Raw genomic sequence first — 15,002 nt, 5'->3', positions numbered from 1 at the left:
TCAACCGCGTCCACCGTGAGTTCTACGGTATCGCCTGCCCTCACGCCGCGGGGTCGACTGCGATGGGGCAGGCCCGTTGGGCATGTTTGGCGAAGTCTTCGGCCTCCTGTGCGTTGTCGCCGACGCAGAAGACGTAGGCGGCGTGATACATCGACCCGGCGGGCAGGCCCTTGGTGGAATCCCCCCGCCGCATGACGATTTCGGCGTCGATGACTCCCGGCAGGCCGAGCAGCTGTGCCTCATCGGGCATGTCGGTGATCAAACCGGATTCGACGGGTATGGCGAGCCATGCGATCGCGCCGGGAATACGCCGTGGCGGTGACTGTCTGCGGGGCATGCGCCCGGAAAGCTGGTCGGCCAGCAGCGCCAGGTTGTCTATGCCGTAACTCAGCTTCAGCGAGCGGGGAATCATCAATCCGCCGGGGCGAGACGCGAACTCACCGACAAACCACCGGCCGGTTCGGTCGCGGAAGACTTCGCAGTGCCCGAAACCGTGTGTCATGCCCAATGCGGACGCGGCCGCGCGGGTGAGTTTGCGGACCTCGACGGCCTCGGCCGATTGGTGATGCAGCCACACCGATCCGACCGCATGGTCCGCCAGGACAGGGTTGGCGTAGCGGGCTGCCAGGCAGTGCACTTCAGCGCCCTCGTGAAGCAACAGCTCGCAGTGATATTCGGCGACCACGTCGACGTAACGCTCGACCAGGTAGCTGACGCGGCCGAGTTCTGACGTCATGGACGTGGACCAGAAGTACTCCGGCAGGTCTGGCGGCGGCGCAAACGCGCCCGCTGCGGCCAGGTCGTCGAAATCGTGCCGGCCGACCCGGTGAGTGTTGATCGTGCCGAAACCACTCCGGGGTTTGACGACGATGGCGTCGCCGATCTCGTCGAGGAATTGACCGATCTCGGCGACGCTGTGCACGATGCGGTGCTCGGCGACCGGGAGACCGGCGGCGGCCAGGCGCCGTTTCATCACCGACTTGTCGGTGCACGCGACCGCGCTTTCGTGGTCCTGACCGGGCAGCCCCAACAGGTCTCTCAGGAAGGCGGCTGCGCGGATGCACGGCTCGTCGATAGTGGCGACGGCCGTCACCCCGAGGCTTTCGAATTCGTCCGCGAGGCAGACGAGTTCGTTGTAGTCATCCCATCGGTCGATAGTTCTGACGGGGTACCCCGGGTCGCTGGCCTCGCGCACGGGGCGCATACTCTCCGGAATCAGGGCGAGGATCTTTTCGCCCTGCGCGGCGAGAAAATCTTCCAAGCGCGGACGGTACAGGGACAGCACGACGATCATGATGCGTTTCCTTTCAGTTCGTAGAAGTGCTCACCGTCGAGGTAGCGCAGCGTCCAGAGGTCACGAAGCAGGATGTCGTCCACCCCGTGCATCAGCGTCACCGTGACGGGGTATGTGCTGTCGTCGACGGTTCGCTGCAATCGCTGTCCGGGGTGCACCTGGAACTGGATGTCGCGGAAGCTCTCCAGCTCCTTGATGGCCTGCAGACCGCGGTAGGAGACCAACGTTCCACCGGTCGGGGCGACCATCTTGGCCCAGGCGAAGCTCCGCTGCAGCCGGTACGGGACTCCGCAGCGTTGCCTGAAGCGCTGTGGTCGCACATAGGCGTCCACCATCCAGTCGACTTGCGACTCACCGATCGCAAGCCCCGCGAACCCCGGGATGTCTTGACCGGCCATCCGCGCCCCCACTTCGACAAGAGACGGACCGGCGGGTGTGGTCTTGATCTCGACGTGTCCAGCGCCATGGCGGATCTCGAGCGCGTCGAGTACGTCGAACGCATACGGGACGAGCTTGTCCTGCACTTCGCCGGTGGCGGGCATGATCTGGCAGGCCACCATGAGGTCGGACACGCAGTTAGCACTGATGCGATGCGTTTTCCAGATATCGGTCACGTGGTGTTGGCCGTCGCGGCTGACCGTGTTGACCAGGTATTCAGCGCCGACCAGGTACTCCTGTGCGACGACACCGTCGGCGGCCTCCGAGTTGATGTTCTGCCGGCCGTAGAGCCGGCGAAACGCCCGTACGGAGTCGTCCGGGGTGGCGCACCAGGTGACGCCGTCATTGGACGAGCTGCGCAACGGTTTGAGGATCGCCATGCCGTCGAGCTGGGTGTGCCATTCGCGCAACTGTTCCTCGCTCTCGACGAGGATCTGGCGAGCTCCTTGCAGCCCTTGGGATTTGATACGCTCGATCATCTCGAACTTGTTGCGCCGCGCCGAGCTGAGTGCCGAGCCGTTGGTCGGCGCGCCGGTGCGCGGGTTCAGCGCCTCGCTCAGCGCATCGGCCAATTCCACGCCCGGTTCGCAGCCGGGTAGGACGGCGACGGGAGCGAACGGCAACAATGCGTTCACCGTTTCGGCGAGGTTGCCGTGGTGGACGATGTCGGCGACGAACGGGAATCGGTCGGGCCGACCGCGGTATACCGCGGGGACCTCGACAGTGCTCTGCACGCGAATGGGGATGTACCCCACGGCCTGAAAGGCCGGCGCAAGGCGCTCCGCCGCCCCATAGGTGTCGACCAGCACGATGTAGCGAGACTGATTGTTGTTCATCGGATTTGCTGTGTTCGGTGTCTTCACTGCGCTGTCCATCCTCCGTCTACGGCCAATGCCTGTCCGGTTACATAAGCTGCTTCGGTTGAAGCGAGCCACACCACTGCATGGGCGACCTCTTCCGGCCGGCCAAGTCGTCCCATCGGAATGTGGGATTGGTAGAAGTCATCGGCCGCCGGTCCGCGCGCGGCCTTGGCTTCGATCAGCATCGGGGTCAAGATCGGCCCCGGGCACACGGCATTCACGCGGATCCCCTCCGTTGCGTGATCGATTGCCGCCGCCCGGCTGAGCCCCACCACGCCGTGCTTGCTGGCGGTATAGGGCGCCGAATGGTAATAGCCGACGATGCCGGCAATGGAAGCCACGTTGACGATAGCTCCTCCGGAATTAGCGCGCATATGGGCGATTTCGTGCTTCATCGACAACCAGACGCCATGCAGATTGGTGTCCACGATGTGCCGCCAGTGGTCCAGGTCGTAGCCGTCGGAGGGCTTCCCCGATCCCGGTACTCCAGCGTTGTTGCAGGCGGCATCTAACCCGCCGTTGCGGATGGCGATCGTGTCGATGAGCCGGGCGACATCGTCTTCGCGGGTGACGTCGACCTGGAAGGCCTGCGCCTTTCCGCCGTCAGATTCGATGAGCGACACCGTTTCCCGCAGAGGCTCGAGCCGTCGGCCGGCGACGACCACCGTCGCGCCCTCTTTCGCGAAGCGACATGCGGTGGCCCGCCCTATCCCGCTGCCAGCACCGGTGACCAGGACGACTTTGTCTGCAAAGCGGCCGGTCATGCGCTGCGCCTCAATTCGCCTCGGTGGGTGTGCATCATGCGAGTCGTCAAGAGCGTCTGGGCCGCGTGCACGATGTCGTCGGCGCCGCCGAGCACGGCGGGCTCGAGGGCGGGGCTGGCCGGGTAGGGCACCGCTGCCGCACCGACTCGGGCGACGGGTGCGCGCAGTTCCTCGAACGCCTCCGCCATGATGACCGCGGCGATCTCCGCGGTGGGCCCGTACCGCAGCCAGGTCTCGGCGGCCACCACGACATGGCCGGTCTTGCGCGCCGAGGCGACCAGCGTGGCGGTGTCAAGAGGCCGCAGCGAGCGGACATCCACCACCTCAGCGCTCACGCCGCGCGTCGACAGTTCGGCCGCCGCGTCCAGCGCATGCCGCACCATGCCGGAGACCGCGACGATGGTGACGTCTGTGCCCTCCTGCACAACGGCCGCCGTCCCCAGTGGCGTGACGTGCTCCCCCTCGGGGACCAAACCCTCAGTGCCATACAACTTCTTGTGTTCGAACACGATGACCGGGTCCGGCGACCGCAGCGCCGAGGTCAGCAGGCCCTTGGCATCGGCGGGACTACTGGGCAGCACGGTGTGAATTCCCGGCAGGTGCGCCGTCCACTGCTCGAGGGACTTCGAGTGCTGTGGTCCCGCGTTCCCGCCGGGGCCGCCCTGCGTGCGCACCACGAGCGGCACGGTGACGCGACCCTGGGTGACGAAGGGGAAGACCGACGCACCGTTGGCGAGGCTGTCCATGGCCAGGCAGAGGAAATCGCTGTACATGATTTCGACGACCGGTCGCAGGCCCGACATCGCCATGCCGATCGCGGCGCCGACGATGCCGTTCTCGGAAATCGGGGTGTCCACCACGCGGGTGGAGCCGAACTCGTCGAGCAGACCCTGTGTGGCGCCGAAGATCCCTCCGTAAACCGCCACATCCTGGCCGAGCACGATGACACGCTCGTCGCGTCGCATCTCTTGGCGCAGCGCGTCGTTCAGCGCTTCCGCGTATGTCATGCGGTTCATGACCGGGGCTCCCTTCCGTCCCATTTCGTTGCGATGTCGGTGAGTTCTGCGGGGTCTGGCCACGGGCTGGCCTTGGCGAACGCGACGGCGTCGTCGACCTCTCGGCGGGCCGCACGTTCGATGGCGTCGACCTGATCGGGTCCGGTCCCCGCGTCGACGAGTCGGCCGCGCGCCAGGATCAGCGGATCGGTGAACCCGGCCCCCTCGGCGGGGCTCCGGTACCCGCCACGGTCGGCCCCGGAGAACACCGCAGCGCGGTAGGTGACGGCTTCCACCAGCGTGGGTCCTTTACCGTCGCGAGCGCGTGCCACGGCCCTGGCCACGCAACGGTGAACGGCTTCGACGTCGTTGCCGTTGACCCGAACCCCGGGTATGCCGTATCCCCAACCGCGGCGGTATAACTCGGTCTCCCGCACGTGCCGGTCGAGGCGCACGCTCAACGCGTACTGGTTGTTCTCGACGAAGATCACGACGGGCAGCTGCCAGAGCGCGGCCATGTTCGCCGCCTCGTTGAAGGCGCCGGAGTTCACTGCCCCATCCCCGGTGACGCAAAGCGTGACGCGGCCGTCGCCGGCCAGCCGCTGGGCGTAGCCATGACCGACCGCCAGCAGCAGCGAGTGGCCGATGATCCCTGAGGGAGCGAGCAGCCCGTGGTCCGGATCGGCGATGAGCATGTGTCCGCCGCGACCGCCGCACTGGCCGTCGGCGCGGCCCATCATCTCGGCGAGCGTCGGACCGAGCGGAAGGCCGAGGCCGACATACTGGGCGTGGGGTCGATGCGTCGCTGTGGTGATGTCGCCGTCACGCAGCGCGGCGGTGGCGCCGATGCCCGCGGCCTCCTGGCCGAATCCCACGTGCATCGGCCCCTTGACCAGGCCCTCGACGCGCAGTTCCTCGAGCACGATGTCGAGCTCGCGCAGGACGCACATGCGGCGGTATAGCTCGAGCAGGTCGGTTTTCTCACCGATGAATGGCGTTGCGGTGCCGATCATTTCGCGTGACTCCTCAATTCCAGTGCTTGGGCGAGCGGCGCACACAGTGCCGCTCCGGTCAACCCGACGACCAAGGTGGTGATCGCCAAGAGGATGGGCCCGCCGTGGCCCAGGCTGTAGGACGCCAGGATCGGTGCGGTGACCGCCGCGACGGCGAGCACCATTCCCCAGAGGCCGTGGTAGCGCCCGCGCGCCGCCGGCGGGGCGATGCGGTGCACGATGCCGGCGCCGACGACGAACCAGGCGATCTCCCCGGGGGCGCAGGCCGCCGCGGCCACGCTGAACTCGGCGGTCGTGTGGGCGAAGCTGGCCACGGCCATGCACACGGTCACCCACAGCGCCGCGGTGGCGAAGATGTCCAGTCGAGGACGCACCGCCACACGCGCACTCAGCCACGGCGTGATGAGCGGGGTGAGCACGACGACGGCCAGCGCGTTGGCCAGTTGGGTTAGGCCGTAGGAGCCGACGTCGAGCCCGGCGGCGGTCATCAGCATCGGCATCGCGGCGTACAGGCCCATGAGCGCGGTCAGCGTCCCCACACTGGACACCAGCAGCAGCAGCAGTCGCGAGTCGGAAAGCGCGTCCCGGTACGTCGACGTCATCAGCGGCCCGGGCCGGCGCACATCGGGCGCGATGTGAGCCAGCGCCACCAGAGCAAATGCCGCGCACGCGGCCGCGTTGATCAGATAGAGCGCCGGGGTGCCGATCCGGTCGGCCAGCAGCCCCCCAAGCGCGCCGGTGATGGCGGCTGCGGCATTCATCACGCAGCCGTACCGCAGGGCGTCGATCTTCGCCCGTTTCTCGGGATCGGCGATCAACTCGGTGATCGCGGCGGAGACGACCGGACGGGGTGCGTCGTACACCACCCCGGCGAGCGCGGCTGCGATCAGCAGAGCGGGCACGCTGTGGGCGCCCGCCAGTAGCGTCAGCAGGACCGCCGCGAACAGCATGGCGGCGATGAGGGTGGTGCGTCCGCCGATGCGATCAACGAGCGAGCCGCACACGAGCTGCCCGACCATCCAGCCCACGCCGAAGGCCGCCAGGACCGCGCCGACCGCGGTGGTCCCGTGTCCGCGATGAGCGACGTGGTAAGCCATGAACGGGTAGGCGAACCCCAGGGCTCGCACCAGGAAATTGCCCCCCAGCAGCACCCAGATCGCCGGCGGATAGCCGCCGTCCGCCGTGATCTCCGGCGTCTGGTCCCGGTTCGGGGTGGTGAGGGTTGCGGTCACACAATGACCGTAAAAAGCGCTCACCTGCGCGAACATCCTGCGATCGCGCCCAGTACGTGATGAGGCGCCCTCCTACAATCGGAGGACGGCTAGCCCGGGGGCGGCCCGCGTTAGCCTCATCGGGTGAGCCGTATCGGTGCCCTCGAGCTGCGTGACGCCGTTCTCGATGACGGCTCGTTCCGCAGCTGGGACGCCCCGCCGCTGCCCATCGCGACCACCGACTCGTACCGTCGCGAGCTGGCCGCAGCGGCCGCCAAGACCGGCCTGGACGAGTCGGTGGTGACCGGTGAAGGCAGGGTGCACGGACGGCGGGTCGCGTTGGTGTTGTGCGAGTTCGATTTCCTGGCCGGCTCGATCGGAGTGGCCGCGGCCGAACGGATCACCATGGCGGTGCAACGGGCCACGGCCGAACGGTTGCCGTTGCTGGCCTCGCCGAGTTCGGGTGGCACCCGCATGCAGGAAGGCACGGTCGCGTTTCTGCAGATGGTCAAGATCGCGGCCGCCGTCGAGCTGCACAAGAAAGCGCACCTGCCGTACCTGGTGTACCTTCGCAACCCGACGACCGGCGGCGTGTTCGCATCGTGGGGCTCGCTGGGCCACGTCACCGCCGCCGAACCTGACGCGCTCGTCGGGTTCCTCGGCCCGCGCGTCTACGAGCACCTCTACGGTGAACCGTTCCCACCGGGCATCCAGACCGCGGAGAACCTGCAGCGCCACGGCGTCATCGACGGCGTCGTCCCGCTGGAGGCGGTGCGCTCGACGCTGGACCGCACCCTGCGCGTCGTCGCCGATACCCCCGGGGCGCCGCCGCCGGCGCCCGAACCCCAACCGCTGCCCGACGTGCCCGCATGGGAGTCGGTCGAAGCCTCACGGCGGCCCGACCGTCCCGGCGTCGGCTTTCTCCTGCGGCACGGAACGACCGACCGCGTGCTGCTGTCGGGAACCGGACAGGGTGAGGCGGCGACGACGCTGCTGGCGCTGGCCAGGTTCGGCGGTCAACCCGCCGTCGTGCTCGGCCAGCAGCGGGTGGTGGGCGGCATGGTCGGACCGGCCGCGCTGCGTGAAGCGCGCCGCGGCATGGCGTTGGCCGCGGGCCTGAAGCTACCCCTGGTGCTGGTCATCGACACCGCCGGGCCCGCGCTCACCGTCGAAGCCGAACAGGGCGGGCTGGCGGGCGAAATCGCAAGGTGTCTGGCCGAACTCGTCACGCTGGAGACGCCCACGGTGTCGGTGCTGCTGGGTCAGGGCAGCGGCGGACCGGCGCTGGCGATGGTGCCCGCCGACCGGGTGCTGGCCGCGTTGCACGGCTGGCTGGCGCCGCTGCCGCCGGAAGGAGCAAGCGCGATCGTGTTCCGCGACCTCGACCATGCACCGGAACTGGCTGCGGCACAAGGTATTCGCTCGACCGACCTGCTGCGGCACGGGATCGTCGACGCGATCGTGCCCGAGCACCCGGATGCGGCCGACGAGCCGGTGGAGTTCACCCAGCGGCTGTCGGCCACCATCGCCAACGAACTGCACGCGCTGCGGTCGGTCCCCGACGGTCAACGGCTGTCGGCGCGGTTGGCGCGGTATCGCCGCATCGGGCTGTAGCGGGCGCGACACCGGATCGAAGCCTAGCCGCCCAGCTCGGACACCGCCGAGTCGAGGATGGTCGCCTGCTCGGTCAACTCGCGTTCGGACGGATCCGCGCCGAGCCGGCCCAGCAGATCCTCGTGCGAGATCACCTCTAGCGCGCCCCGATATTGCTCAGACGCCAGCTGTCCCGCACCGATGACCTCGGTGCGGCCCTCCACCAGAACCAGCGTGGCGTCCTTCTCCTCGGCCTGCAGCAGCCGGCGCACATCGTCAGTCGAGATCGTCATGGTTCCAGCTATACCCGGTTTGTGCGTCGAGGTACCGCTGAACTCGGCCAGCCGGCGGTGGTCTCTATGGTGAACGCGTATGGCCGTTGAACGCTCGTCCAAACCCGTCGTTCTTCGGCAGCGGGTCCCCGAGCCACCCACAGGCCTGAGCCGCATTCGGTGGTGGGTCCCCGGCCTGCTGTGGGCCATGTCGGCGGTCGGATCCGGATCGGTGCTGTTTACCCCACGGGTCGGCTCCGAGTACCGGTACGAACTGCTGTGGTTGCTATGGGGAACGGCGTTTCTGATGTGGGTGATGATCCGAGAGGCGGGCCGGTTCGCCGTGGTCACCGGGCGCACGCTGTTGGACGGCTTCTCCACCCTGCCTGGACCCCGCAACTGGGCCCTGTGGGTGGTCCTGTTGCCGCAGCTTGTCGCTGCGGTCGCGGGCATCGCCGGCCTCAGCGGCCTGGTGGGCAGCGCTTTCGCCGAGGAGTTGCCCGGCGGGCTGGTGTTGTGGTCGCTGATCCCGCTGGCGATCACCGCGGCGGTGGTCACCAGTGGTGGTTACCGGGCCGTCTCTCGGGTGGCCATGGTCCTGGCGCTGTTTCTGGTGGCCATCATGGTGGTCGCTGCGGCATGGGTCTTCACGCCAGACGGGGACGCGGCGGCGGGCGTAGTGCCCGGCGTTCCGGCGGACCTCAGCCTGCCGTTCATCCTCCCGTGGGTCGGCACCATCCTGGCTGGGTCGATGGGAATCGTGTGGTTCTCATACTGGACCGCGCGGGGCGGGTACGGAGGAGGAACGGTGGAGCCTTCGTCAGATGGCGACGACGAGCCCGATCCGAACGTGCCGCCGGAACAGCGCACCGAGCGGTTGCAGTCGTGGTTCAGAACCCTGTCGCATACCGCAGCGGTCGGCGTGCTGACTGGCACAGTCATCATCACCGGGTTTCTGGTGCTCGGAGCCGAACTGCTGGCGCCAGCCGGCATCGTGCCCTCGGGCACCGATGTTGCCAGCGAGCTGATGCAGCTACTGGCACAGGTGTGGGGCACCCTCGGTCATTGGGTGATGTTCGCAGCCATCGTGGTGACGCTCGGCGGCAGCGTGCTGGCCAACCAGGACGGGTGGTCACGCTCTTTCGCCGATATCACCGTGCTGCTGTCCCGGGGATCAGTTCATGCCCGCGGAAGCACCAACGATAAATCGGGCGGCGGATGGCCCGAGCGCCTCACCCGCTGGCGCCCGAAATCGATGGGGACACGTCGAGCGCTGAAGATCATGTTCGTGGTGACGTTCACGTGTACCTTCCCGGCCATCGTCGTCGTTGTCGTGCAGGATCCCGTCCAGATCATGTCGGCGTCGGGCATCGTGGCCGCGCTCCACACCCCATTCATCGTGCTGGCCACGCTGGCCGTCAACCGCGCCATTCCCGATCCGCTGCGCCCCAACCGCGTGTCGATGGGTCTGCTCGGATTCGCCGGACTGTTCTACACCGCGTTCGCGCTTCTCTATTTCGCGAACATGCTGGGACTCATCGGATCCTAAGGGCGTTGGGGGTCGAGCGCCGGTCCCTCGCACCCGGGCTCAGCAGCCGTGGGAATATGCAGCATGGCTGCGATCACCCCCTTCCACATCGCCGTTGCCGACCCCGACCTCGACGACCTGCGCGAGCGGCTGACCCGCACCCGGTGGCCGGAGGCCGAATGCGTCGACGACTGGAGCCAAGGCATCCCATTGGCCTACACGCGTGAGTTGGCCGACTACTGGGCCAACACCTACGACTGGCGCGCCCGCGAAGCAGCGCTCAACCGATTCGACCACTTCACCACCGAGATCGACGGGCTCGACATCCACTTCATCCACCAGCGCTGCGGCCGCGACGACGCGTTTCCGTTGCTGATCACCCACGGCTGGCCCGGGTCAGTGGTCGAGTTCTCCAAGGTGATTGAACCGCTCAACGAGCGCGGCTTCGACGTGGTGTGCCCGTCGCTGCCCGGTTACGGCTTTTCCGGTAAGCCGAACCAAACCGGTTGGGGCATCGAGAAGATCGCGACGGCGTGGGACACGCTCATGGACCGGCTGGGCTATCAGCGCTACGGCGCCCAGGGCGGCGACTGGGGTTCGGCGGTCACCACCCAGATCGGCCGCAACGGGGGTCGCCGGAGCCGCTCCGGCGGCGACATCAGCCGATGCGTGGCCATCCACACGAACATGCCGCTGGGCTTTCCCCCGGGCAATCTAAAGAATCCGACAGAGGAGGAGAAGCAGGCCCTTGAGCGGGCCGACCACTACCAGAAGTGGGATTCGGGCTACTCCAAACAGCAGTCGACGCGGCCGCAGACCCTGGGCTACGGGCTTGTCGATTCGCCGGTGGGGCAGCTGGCGTGGATCGTCGAGAAGTTCTGGTCGTGGATGGACTGCGACGGCCATCCGGAGAACGTGTTGAGCCGCGATGAGCTGCTCGACAACGTGATGCTGTACTGGCTCACCGCGTCCGGGGCATCGTCGGGGCGGCTGTACTGGGAGAGCTTTCACGCGTTCGGCGGGTTCGACCGCGTCGAATTGCCCACCGGCGTGGCGGCTTTCCCCAAGGAGATCCTCAAGGCGCCGCGCAGTTGGTGCGAGGCCGGATACAACATCACGCACTGGACGACGATGCCGCGCGGCGGGCATTTCGCCGCGTTCGAGCAGCCGGAGTTGTTCGTCGACGACGTCAGCACGTTCTTCAACGGTTTCTCTGGTTGAACGCGCCGGGCTAGGCCAACGACTGCACCCACGCGCGGTGCAGCGCGGCGTAGTGGCCGTCGTCGCGGGTGATCAGGTCCGCCGGCGCACCGTCCTCGACGATGCGGCCGTGTTCGAGCACCAGCACCCGGTCGGCGATCTGCACGGTGGAGAGCCGGTGCGCGATGACCAGCGCGGTGCGGTCGGCCAGCACGGTCTCCAGCGCCCGCTGCACCAACCGCTCGCTGGGGATGTCCAGCGACGACGTCGCCTCGTCGAGGATCAGCACCGCGGGGTCGGCCAGAAACGCCCGCGCAAACGCGACCAGTTGCCGCTGACCCGCCGACAGCCTGCCGCCGCGTTTGGCGACGTCGGTGTCGTAGCCGTCGGGCAGCGAATCGATGAAGTTGTCGACGCCCACCGCCGCGGCAGCGGCCGCCACTTCCTCGTCGCTGGCGTCGGGCCTACCGAACCGGATGTTGTCGGCGATGGTGCCGTCGAACATGAAGTTCTCCTGGGTGACCATCACCACGTGGCGGTGCAGCTGCGACTGCGAGAAGTCGCGCAGGTCAACACCATCGAGGGTGATCGACCCCGACGTCGGGTCGTAGAAGCGGGCGATCAGCTTGGCGATCGTCGTCTTGCCCGCTCCGGTGGTGCCGACCAGCGCCACGGTCTGCCCGGCCGGCACCTCCAGGGTCAGGCTCGGCAGCACCGGGCGGCCGGGCACATATTCGAATCGCACGTCGCGGAAGGCGATTTCGCCGCGGACGCGGTCCACGGCGACGGGGTGCTCGGGGTCCTTGATGCCGGGCCGATGGGCGAGCACACCGGCCAGTTTCTCCAGTGCGGAGGCGGCGGACTGGAACGTGTTGAAGAACTGGCTGATCTCCTGCATGGGTTCGAAGAACATCCGCAGATACAGCAGGAACGCGGTCAGCGTGCCGATCGTCATCTGGTCGTTGAGCACCCGGTAACCGCCGTAGAGCAGCACCACGCCGGTGGTGATGTTGCCGACGAGTTTGACGCCGGGCATGAAGATCGCCAGCAGCCGGAAGGTTTTCTCGTTGTCGTCCTTGTAGCGATCGGCGAGGTCTTCGAAGATCTGCTGGTTACGCGGCTCGCGGCGGTAGGCCTGCACCGCCTTTATCCCAGTCATGGTCTCGACGAACTGCACGATGACCAGCGCGGCGCTCTCGCGCACCTTGCGATACGTCCGCGACGACTCCTCGCGGAACCACCACACCAACCCGACCAGCACGGGGAAGGCGCCCAGACACATCAGGCCCAGCCGCCAGTCCAGCATGATCAGCAGGACCGCGGTGCCGAAGAGCGTGAGCACGGCGGTGACCAGGCTGTCGAACCCGGTTTCCAGCATGTCCTGGATGGCCTCGACGTCATTGGTGGAGCGGCTGACCACCCGCCCTGAGGTGTAGCGGTCGTGGAAGGCGATGTCGAGACGCTGGAAATGGCGAAAAACCCGGCGCCGCAGTTCCAGCAGCACCTTCTGCCCGATGCGCCCGGAGCGTCGCAAAAAGAACATCCGGCTGATGGCCTGGATCAGCACCACCGCGCCGAGCGTCGCGACGATCATCAACAGGGTGTGGGCCGTACCGCCCTCGACGATCGGCGGGATGCCGAGATCGATGCCGCGTTGCACCAGAAGCGGAACCGAAAGGCGCGCAGCGTTTTCCACCACAACCACCAGCGCGAGCAGCGCCACCGTCAAGCGGTAGGGCCGCAGCAGGCGCCACAGCAGCAGCCGCGCCTCCCGCCGGCGCGGCACGCTCTCGTCGATGGGCAGGTCGTCGGGTTGTTCCTCGTCGAACTTGCCGCGCCATTCGGGTTCGGTTCGCGTTGTGACGGTGGTCATCGGCCCTCGGACTCCGTGGTGACAAAGCGTTGTGCGACGCGGTCGCGGTCCAGCGCCTCCTGCTCCTCGTAGGCCAGGTTCAGCCGGCGACGTTCCTTGTCGTCCTCCCACGCGCACGCGCGTTCGGCGCCGTCGTCGAGTTCGTCATCGGCGGCCAGCAGGTAGCGGTACTCCGGCACGGTGGCGAGCAGTTGGGCGTGGGTGCCGATGTGGGTGATGGTGCCCATCTGGAGCAGCGCGACCTTGTCGGCGAGCATCACCGTCGACGCGCGGTGTGCGACGACGACGGCGGTCACGTCATGCAGCACGCGGCGCAGCGCCTCTTCGACGACGGCCTCGGTGTGCACGTCGAGCGCTGAGAGCGTGTCGTCGAGCACGAGCATCTTGGGCTTGGCGAGGATCGCCCGGGCCAGCGAAAGCCGTTGGCGCTGCCCGCCGGACAGGCTCATCCCCTGCTCGCCGATGCGGGTGTCCAGGCCGAACGGCAGCTCGTAGACGAACTGCGCGGCGGCGACCTCGACGGCCTCTTTGAGTTCCTCGTCGCTGGCCTGCGGTCGGCCGAGGCGTAGGTTCTCCGCGACCGACATCGAGAACAGCGTCGGGTCCTCGAATGCGGTGGCCACCGTCCGGCGCAGCGCGGACAGCGAGAACTCGCGGATGTCTCGGCCATCGATGCGGATCTGGCCCTCGGTGACGTCGTAGAGCCGCGATAGCAGCGCGGTCAGCACCGACTTGCCCGAGCCGGTGGCGCCGACCAGCGCCATCGTCTCCCCCGGTTCGACGACGGCGTTGACGTGGCGAAGCGCCCACTCATCAGAGGCCGGAAACCGGAAGCCCACGTCGATCAGCTCCAGGCGCCCGTCACGGGGCGGCTCGTCGTGCGGACCGTCGACGATCTCGTTTGGCGCGTCGAAAATTTCCGCGATCCGGTTGGCCGCGGTGAACGCCTCCTGCGTCATCGACAACAGAAAGCCCAGCGATGCGATTGGCCACACCAGCGACAGCATCATCGTGATGAACGCGACCAGCGTGCCCATCGTGACGTGGCCGTTGCCCGCGGCGTACGCACCGACGCCGAGCACGACGATCAGCGTCAGGTTCGGGATGATCTCGAGCAGCGTCCAGAACTTCGCCGATACCGCCACCCGGTTGACCTGGGTGTCGTAGAGGTCGGTGAGCTCCTCGTCGAATCGGTCGTAGACGTAGTCCTCGCGACCGAACGACTTGACCACCCGCAGCCCGAGCGCGGACTCCTCGACATGGGTTGCGACGTGGCCGGACTGGTCCTGGGCCAGCCGCGACAACCGGGTGTATTCGCGTTGGAAGTGCAGCACGGTGCCCGCGATCGGCACGATCGACACCATCACGACCACGCCCAGCGGCCAGTACATCGCCAGCAGGATCGCGGTGATGACGGTGATCTGCAGCATGTTGAGCAGCAGGAACAGCATGCCGAACGACATGAAGCGGCGAATTGTGCCGAGGTCGTTCATGATTCGCGACAGCAGCTGTCCGGACTGCCAGTTGCCGTGGAAGCTCATCGGCAGGATCTGCAGCCGGGCGTAGAGGTCCTTGCGGATGTCGGCTTCCACCCCCATCGTGGCGCGGGCCGCCAACCAGCGGCGGATGAACCACAGCACCGCCTCGCAGATGCCGATACCCATGGCCGCGCTGCCGAGCAGCCACAGCCCCTGCTGGTCCTGTTCACGCACCGGCCCGTCGATGACGGCCTTGGTCATCAGCGGAATCGCGATGGTGGCCCCGAGGCTGACGATGGCGACCGTGACCATCGCGATCCAGCGCACCCGGTAGGGCAGCAGGTACGGCAGCAGCCGCCACAGGTCCGAGCTGGTACGTCGGCGCTGGGGTGGCGGGGCGATGGCCGGCGCAGAGCGCAAGGTTACGGGGTCAACCACTTAGTAAATCTTCCCATGGTCGGCAAGCGGTTAACGCCTCCACGA

General features: G+C 67.4%; 12 protein-coding genes. 3 read left to right on the top strand and 9 right to left on the bottom strand.

Annotation, left to right across the window (positions count from 1 at the left end; genetic code table 11):
* Window positions 1–40: 40 nt before the first annotated feature.
* From ABQE44_RS01450 to ABQE44_RS01425, 6 genes are read right to left on the bottom strand one after another with little or no spacing between them, the layout of a single operon-like run.
* Window positions 41–1,294, bottom strand: coding sequence for a hypothetical protein (locus tag ABQE44_RS01450; protein WP_448393722.1), 1,254 nt, complete (start codon window positions 1,292–1,294; stop codon window positions 41–43).
* On the bottom strand, window positions 1,291–2,568 hold the full coding sequence (locus tag ABQE44_RS01445; protein WP_448427902.1) for an ATP-grasp domain-containing protein: 1,278 nt from the start codon (window positions 2,566–2,568) through the stop codon (window positions 1,291–1,293). The genes ABQE44_RS01450 and ABQE44_RS01445 overlap by 4 nt, the downstream gene beginning before the upstream one ends.
* 23 nt (window positions 2,569–2,591) lie before the next feature.
* Window positions 2,592–3,356 (bottom strand): SDR family NAD(P)-dependent oxidoreductase, encoded by a 765-nt coding sequence (locus tag ABQE44_RS01440; protein ID WP_448393720.1) that lies wholly within the window; start codon window positions 3,354–3,356, stop codon window positions 2,592–2,594.
* Window positions 3,353–4,372, bottom strand: a complete 1,020-nt coding sequence (locus tag ABQE44_RS01435) for an alpha-ketoacid dehydrogenase subunit beta (protein ID WP_448393719.1) — start codon at window positions 4,370–4,372, stop codon at window positions 3,353–3,355. Before ABQE44_RS01435 ends, ABQE44_RS01440 begins: the two co-directional genes overlap by 4 nt.
* The gene (locus ABQE44_RS01430) at window positions 4,369–5,364 is read right to left on the bottom strand and encodes a thiamine pyrophosphate-dependent dehydrogenase E1 component subunit alpha (protein ID WP_448393718.1); all 996 of its coding nucleotides are present in this window, start codon (window positions 5,362–5,364) and stop codon (window positions 4,369–4,371) included. The genes ABQE44_RS01435 and ABQE44_RS01430 overlap by 4 nt, the downstream gene beginning before the upstream one ends.
* Entirely contained in the window at window positions 5,361–6,551 is a 1,191-nt protein-coding gene (locus ABQE44_RS01425) for an MFS transporter (protein ID WP_448428292.1), read from the bottom strand. Before ABQE44_RS01425 ends, ABQE44_RS01430 begins: the two co-directional genes overlap by 4 nt.
* 168 nt (window positions 6,552–6,719) lie before the next feature.
* Between ABQE44_RS01425 and ABQE44_RS01420 the strand changes: the two genes are divergently transcribed.
* Window positions 6,720–8,189, top strand: coding sequence for a carboxyl transferase domain-containing protein (locus ABQE44_RS01420; protein ID WP_448393717.1), 1,470 nt, complete (start codon window positions 6,720–6,722; stop codon window positions 8,187–8,189).
* 23 nt (window positions 8,190–8,212) lie between these two features.
* Here ABQE44_RS01420 and ABQE44_RS01415 read toward each other — a convergent pair whose 3' ends face one another.
* A complete protein-coding gene (locus ABQE44_RS01415) occupies window positions 8,213–8,461 on the bottom strand; it encodes a hypothetical protein (RefSeq protein ID WP_448393716.1) in 249 nt (82 codons plus the stop codon).
* A 79-nt stretch (window positions 8,462–8,540) separates the two neighbouring features.
* Between ABQE44_RS01415 and ABQE44_RS01410 the strand changes: the two genes are divergently transcribed.
* Both ABQE44_RS01410 and ABQE44_RS01405 read left to right on the top strand, forming a co-directional pair.
* A complete protein-coding gene (locus ABQE44_RS01410) occupies window positions 8,541–9,989 on the top strand; it encodes an Nramp family divalent metal transporter (protein WP_448427900.1) in 1,449 nt (482 codons plus the stop codon).
* A 63-nt stretch (window positions 9,990–10,052) separates the two neighbouring features.
* On the top strand, window positions 10,053–11,189 hold the full coding sequence (locus tag ABQE44_RS01405) for an epoxide hydrolase family protein (RefSeq protein WP_448427898.1): 1,137 nt from the start codon (window positions 10,053–10,055) through the stop codon (window positions 11,187–11,189).
* Between the two features lie 10 nt (window positions 11,190–11,199).
* Here the strand turns inward: ABQE44_RS01405 and ABQE44_RS01400 are convergent, their stop codons facing one another.
* Both ABQE44_RS01400 and ABQE44_RS01395 read right to left on the bottom strand, forming a co-directional pair.
* Window positions 11,200–13,041 (bottom strand): ABC transporter ATP-binding protein, encoded by a 1,842-nt coding sequence (locus ABQE44_RS01400; protein ID WP_448427896.1) that lies wholly within the window; start codon window positions 13,039–13,041, stop codon window positions 11,200–11,202.
* Window positions 13,038–14,957 (bottom strand): ABC transporter ATP-binding protein, encoded by a 1,920-nt coding sequence (locus ABQE44_RS01395; protein ID WP_448427894.1) that lies wholly within the window; start codon window positions 14,955–14,957, stop codon window positions 13,038–13,040. The genes ABQE44_RS01400 and ABQE44_RS01395 overlap by 4 nt, the downstream gene beginning before the upstream one ends.
* Between the last annotated feature and the right edge of the window lie 45 nt (window positions 14,958–15,002).

Source organism: Mycolicibacterium sp. XJ2546 (genome assembly GCF_053483195.1).
Note: the sequence above shows the minus strand (reverse complement) of the source record. Positions and strands in the feature narration are given on the sequence as shown.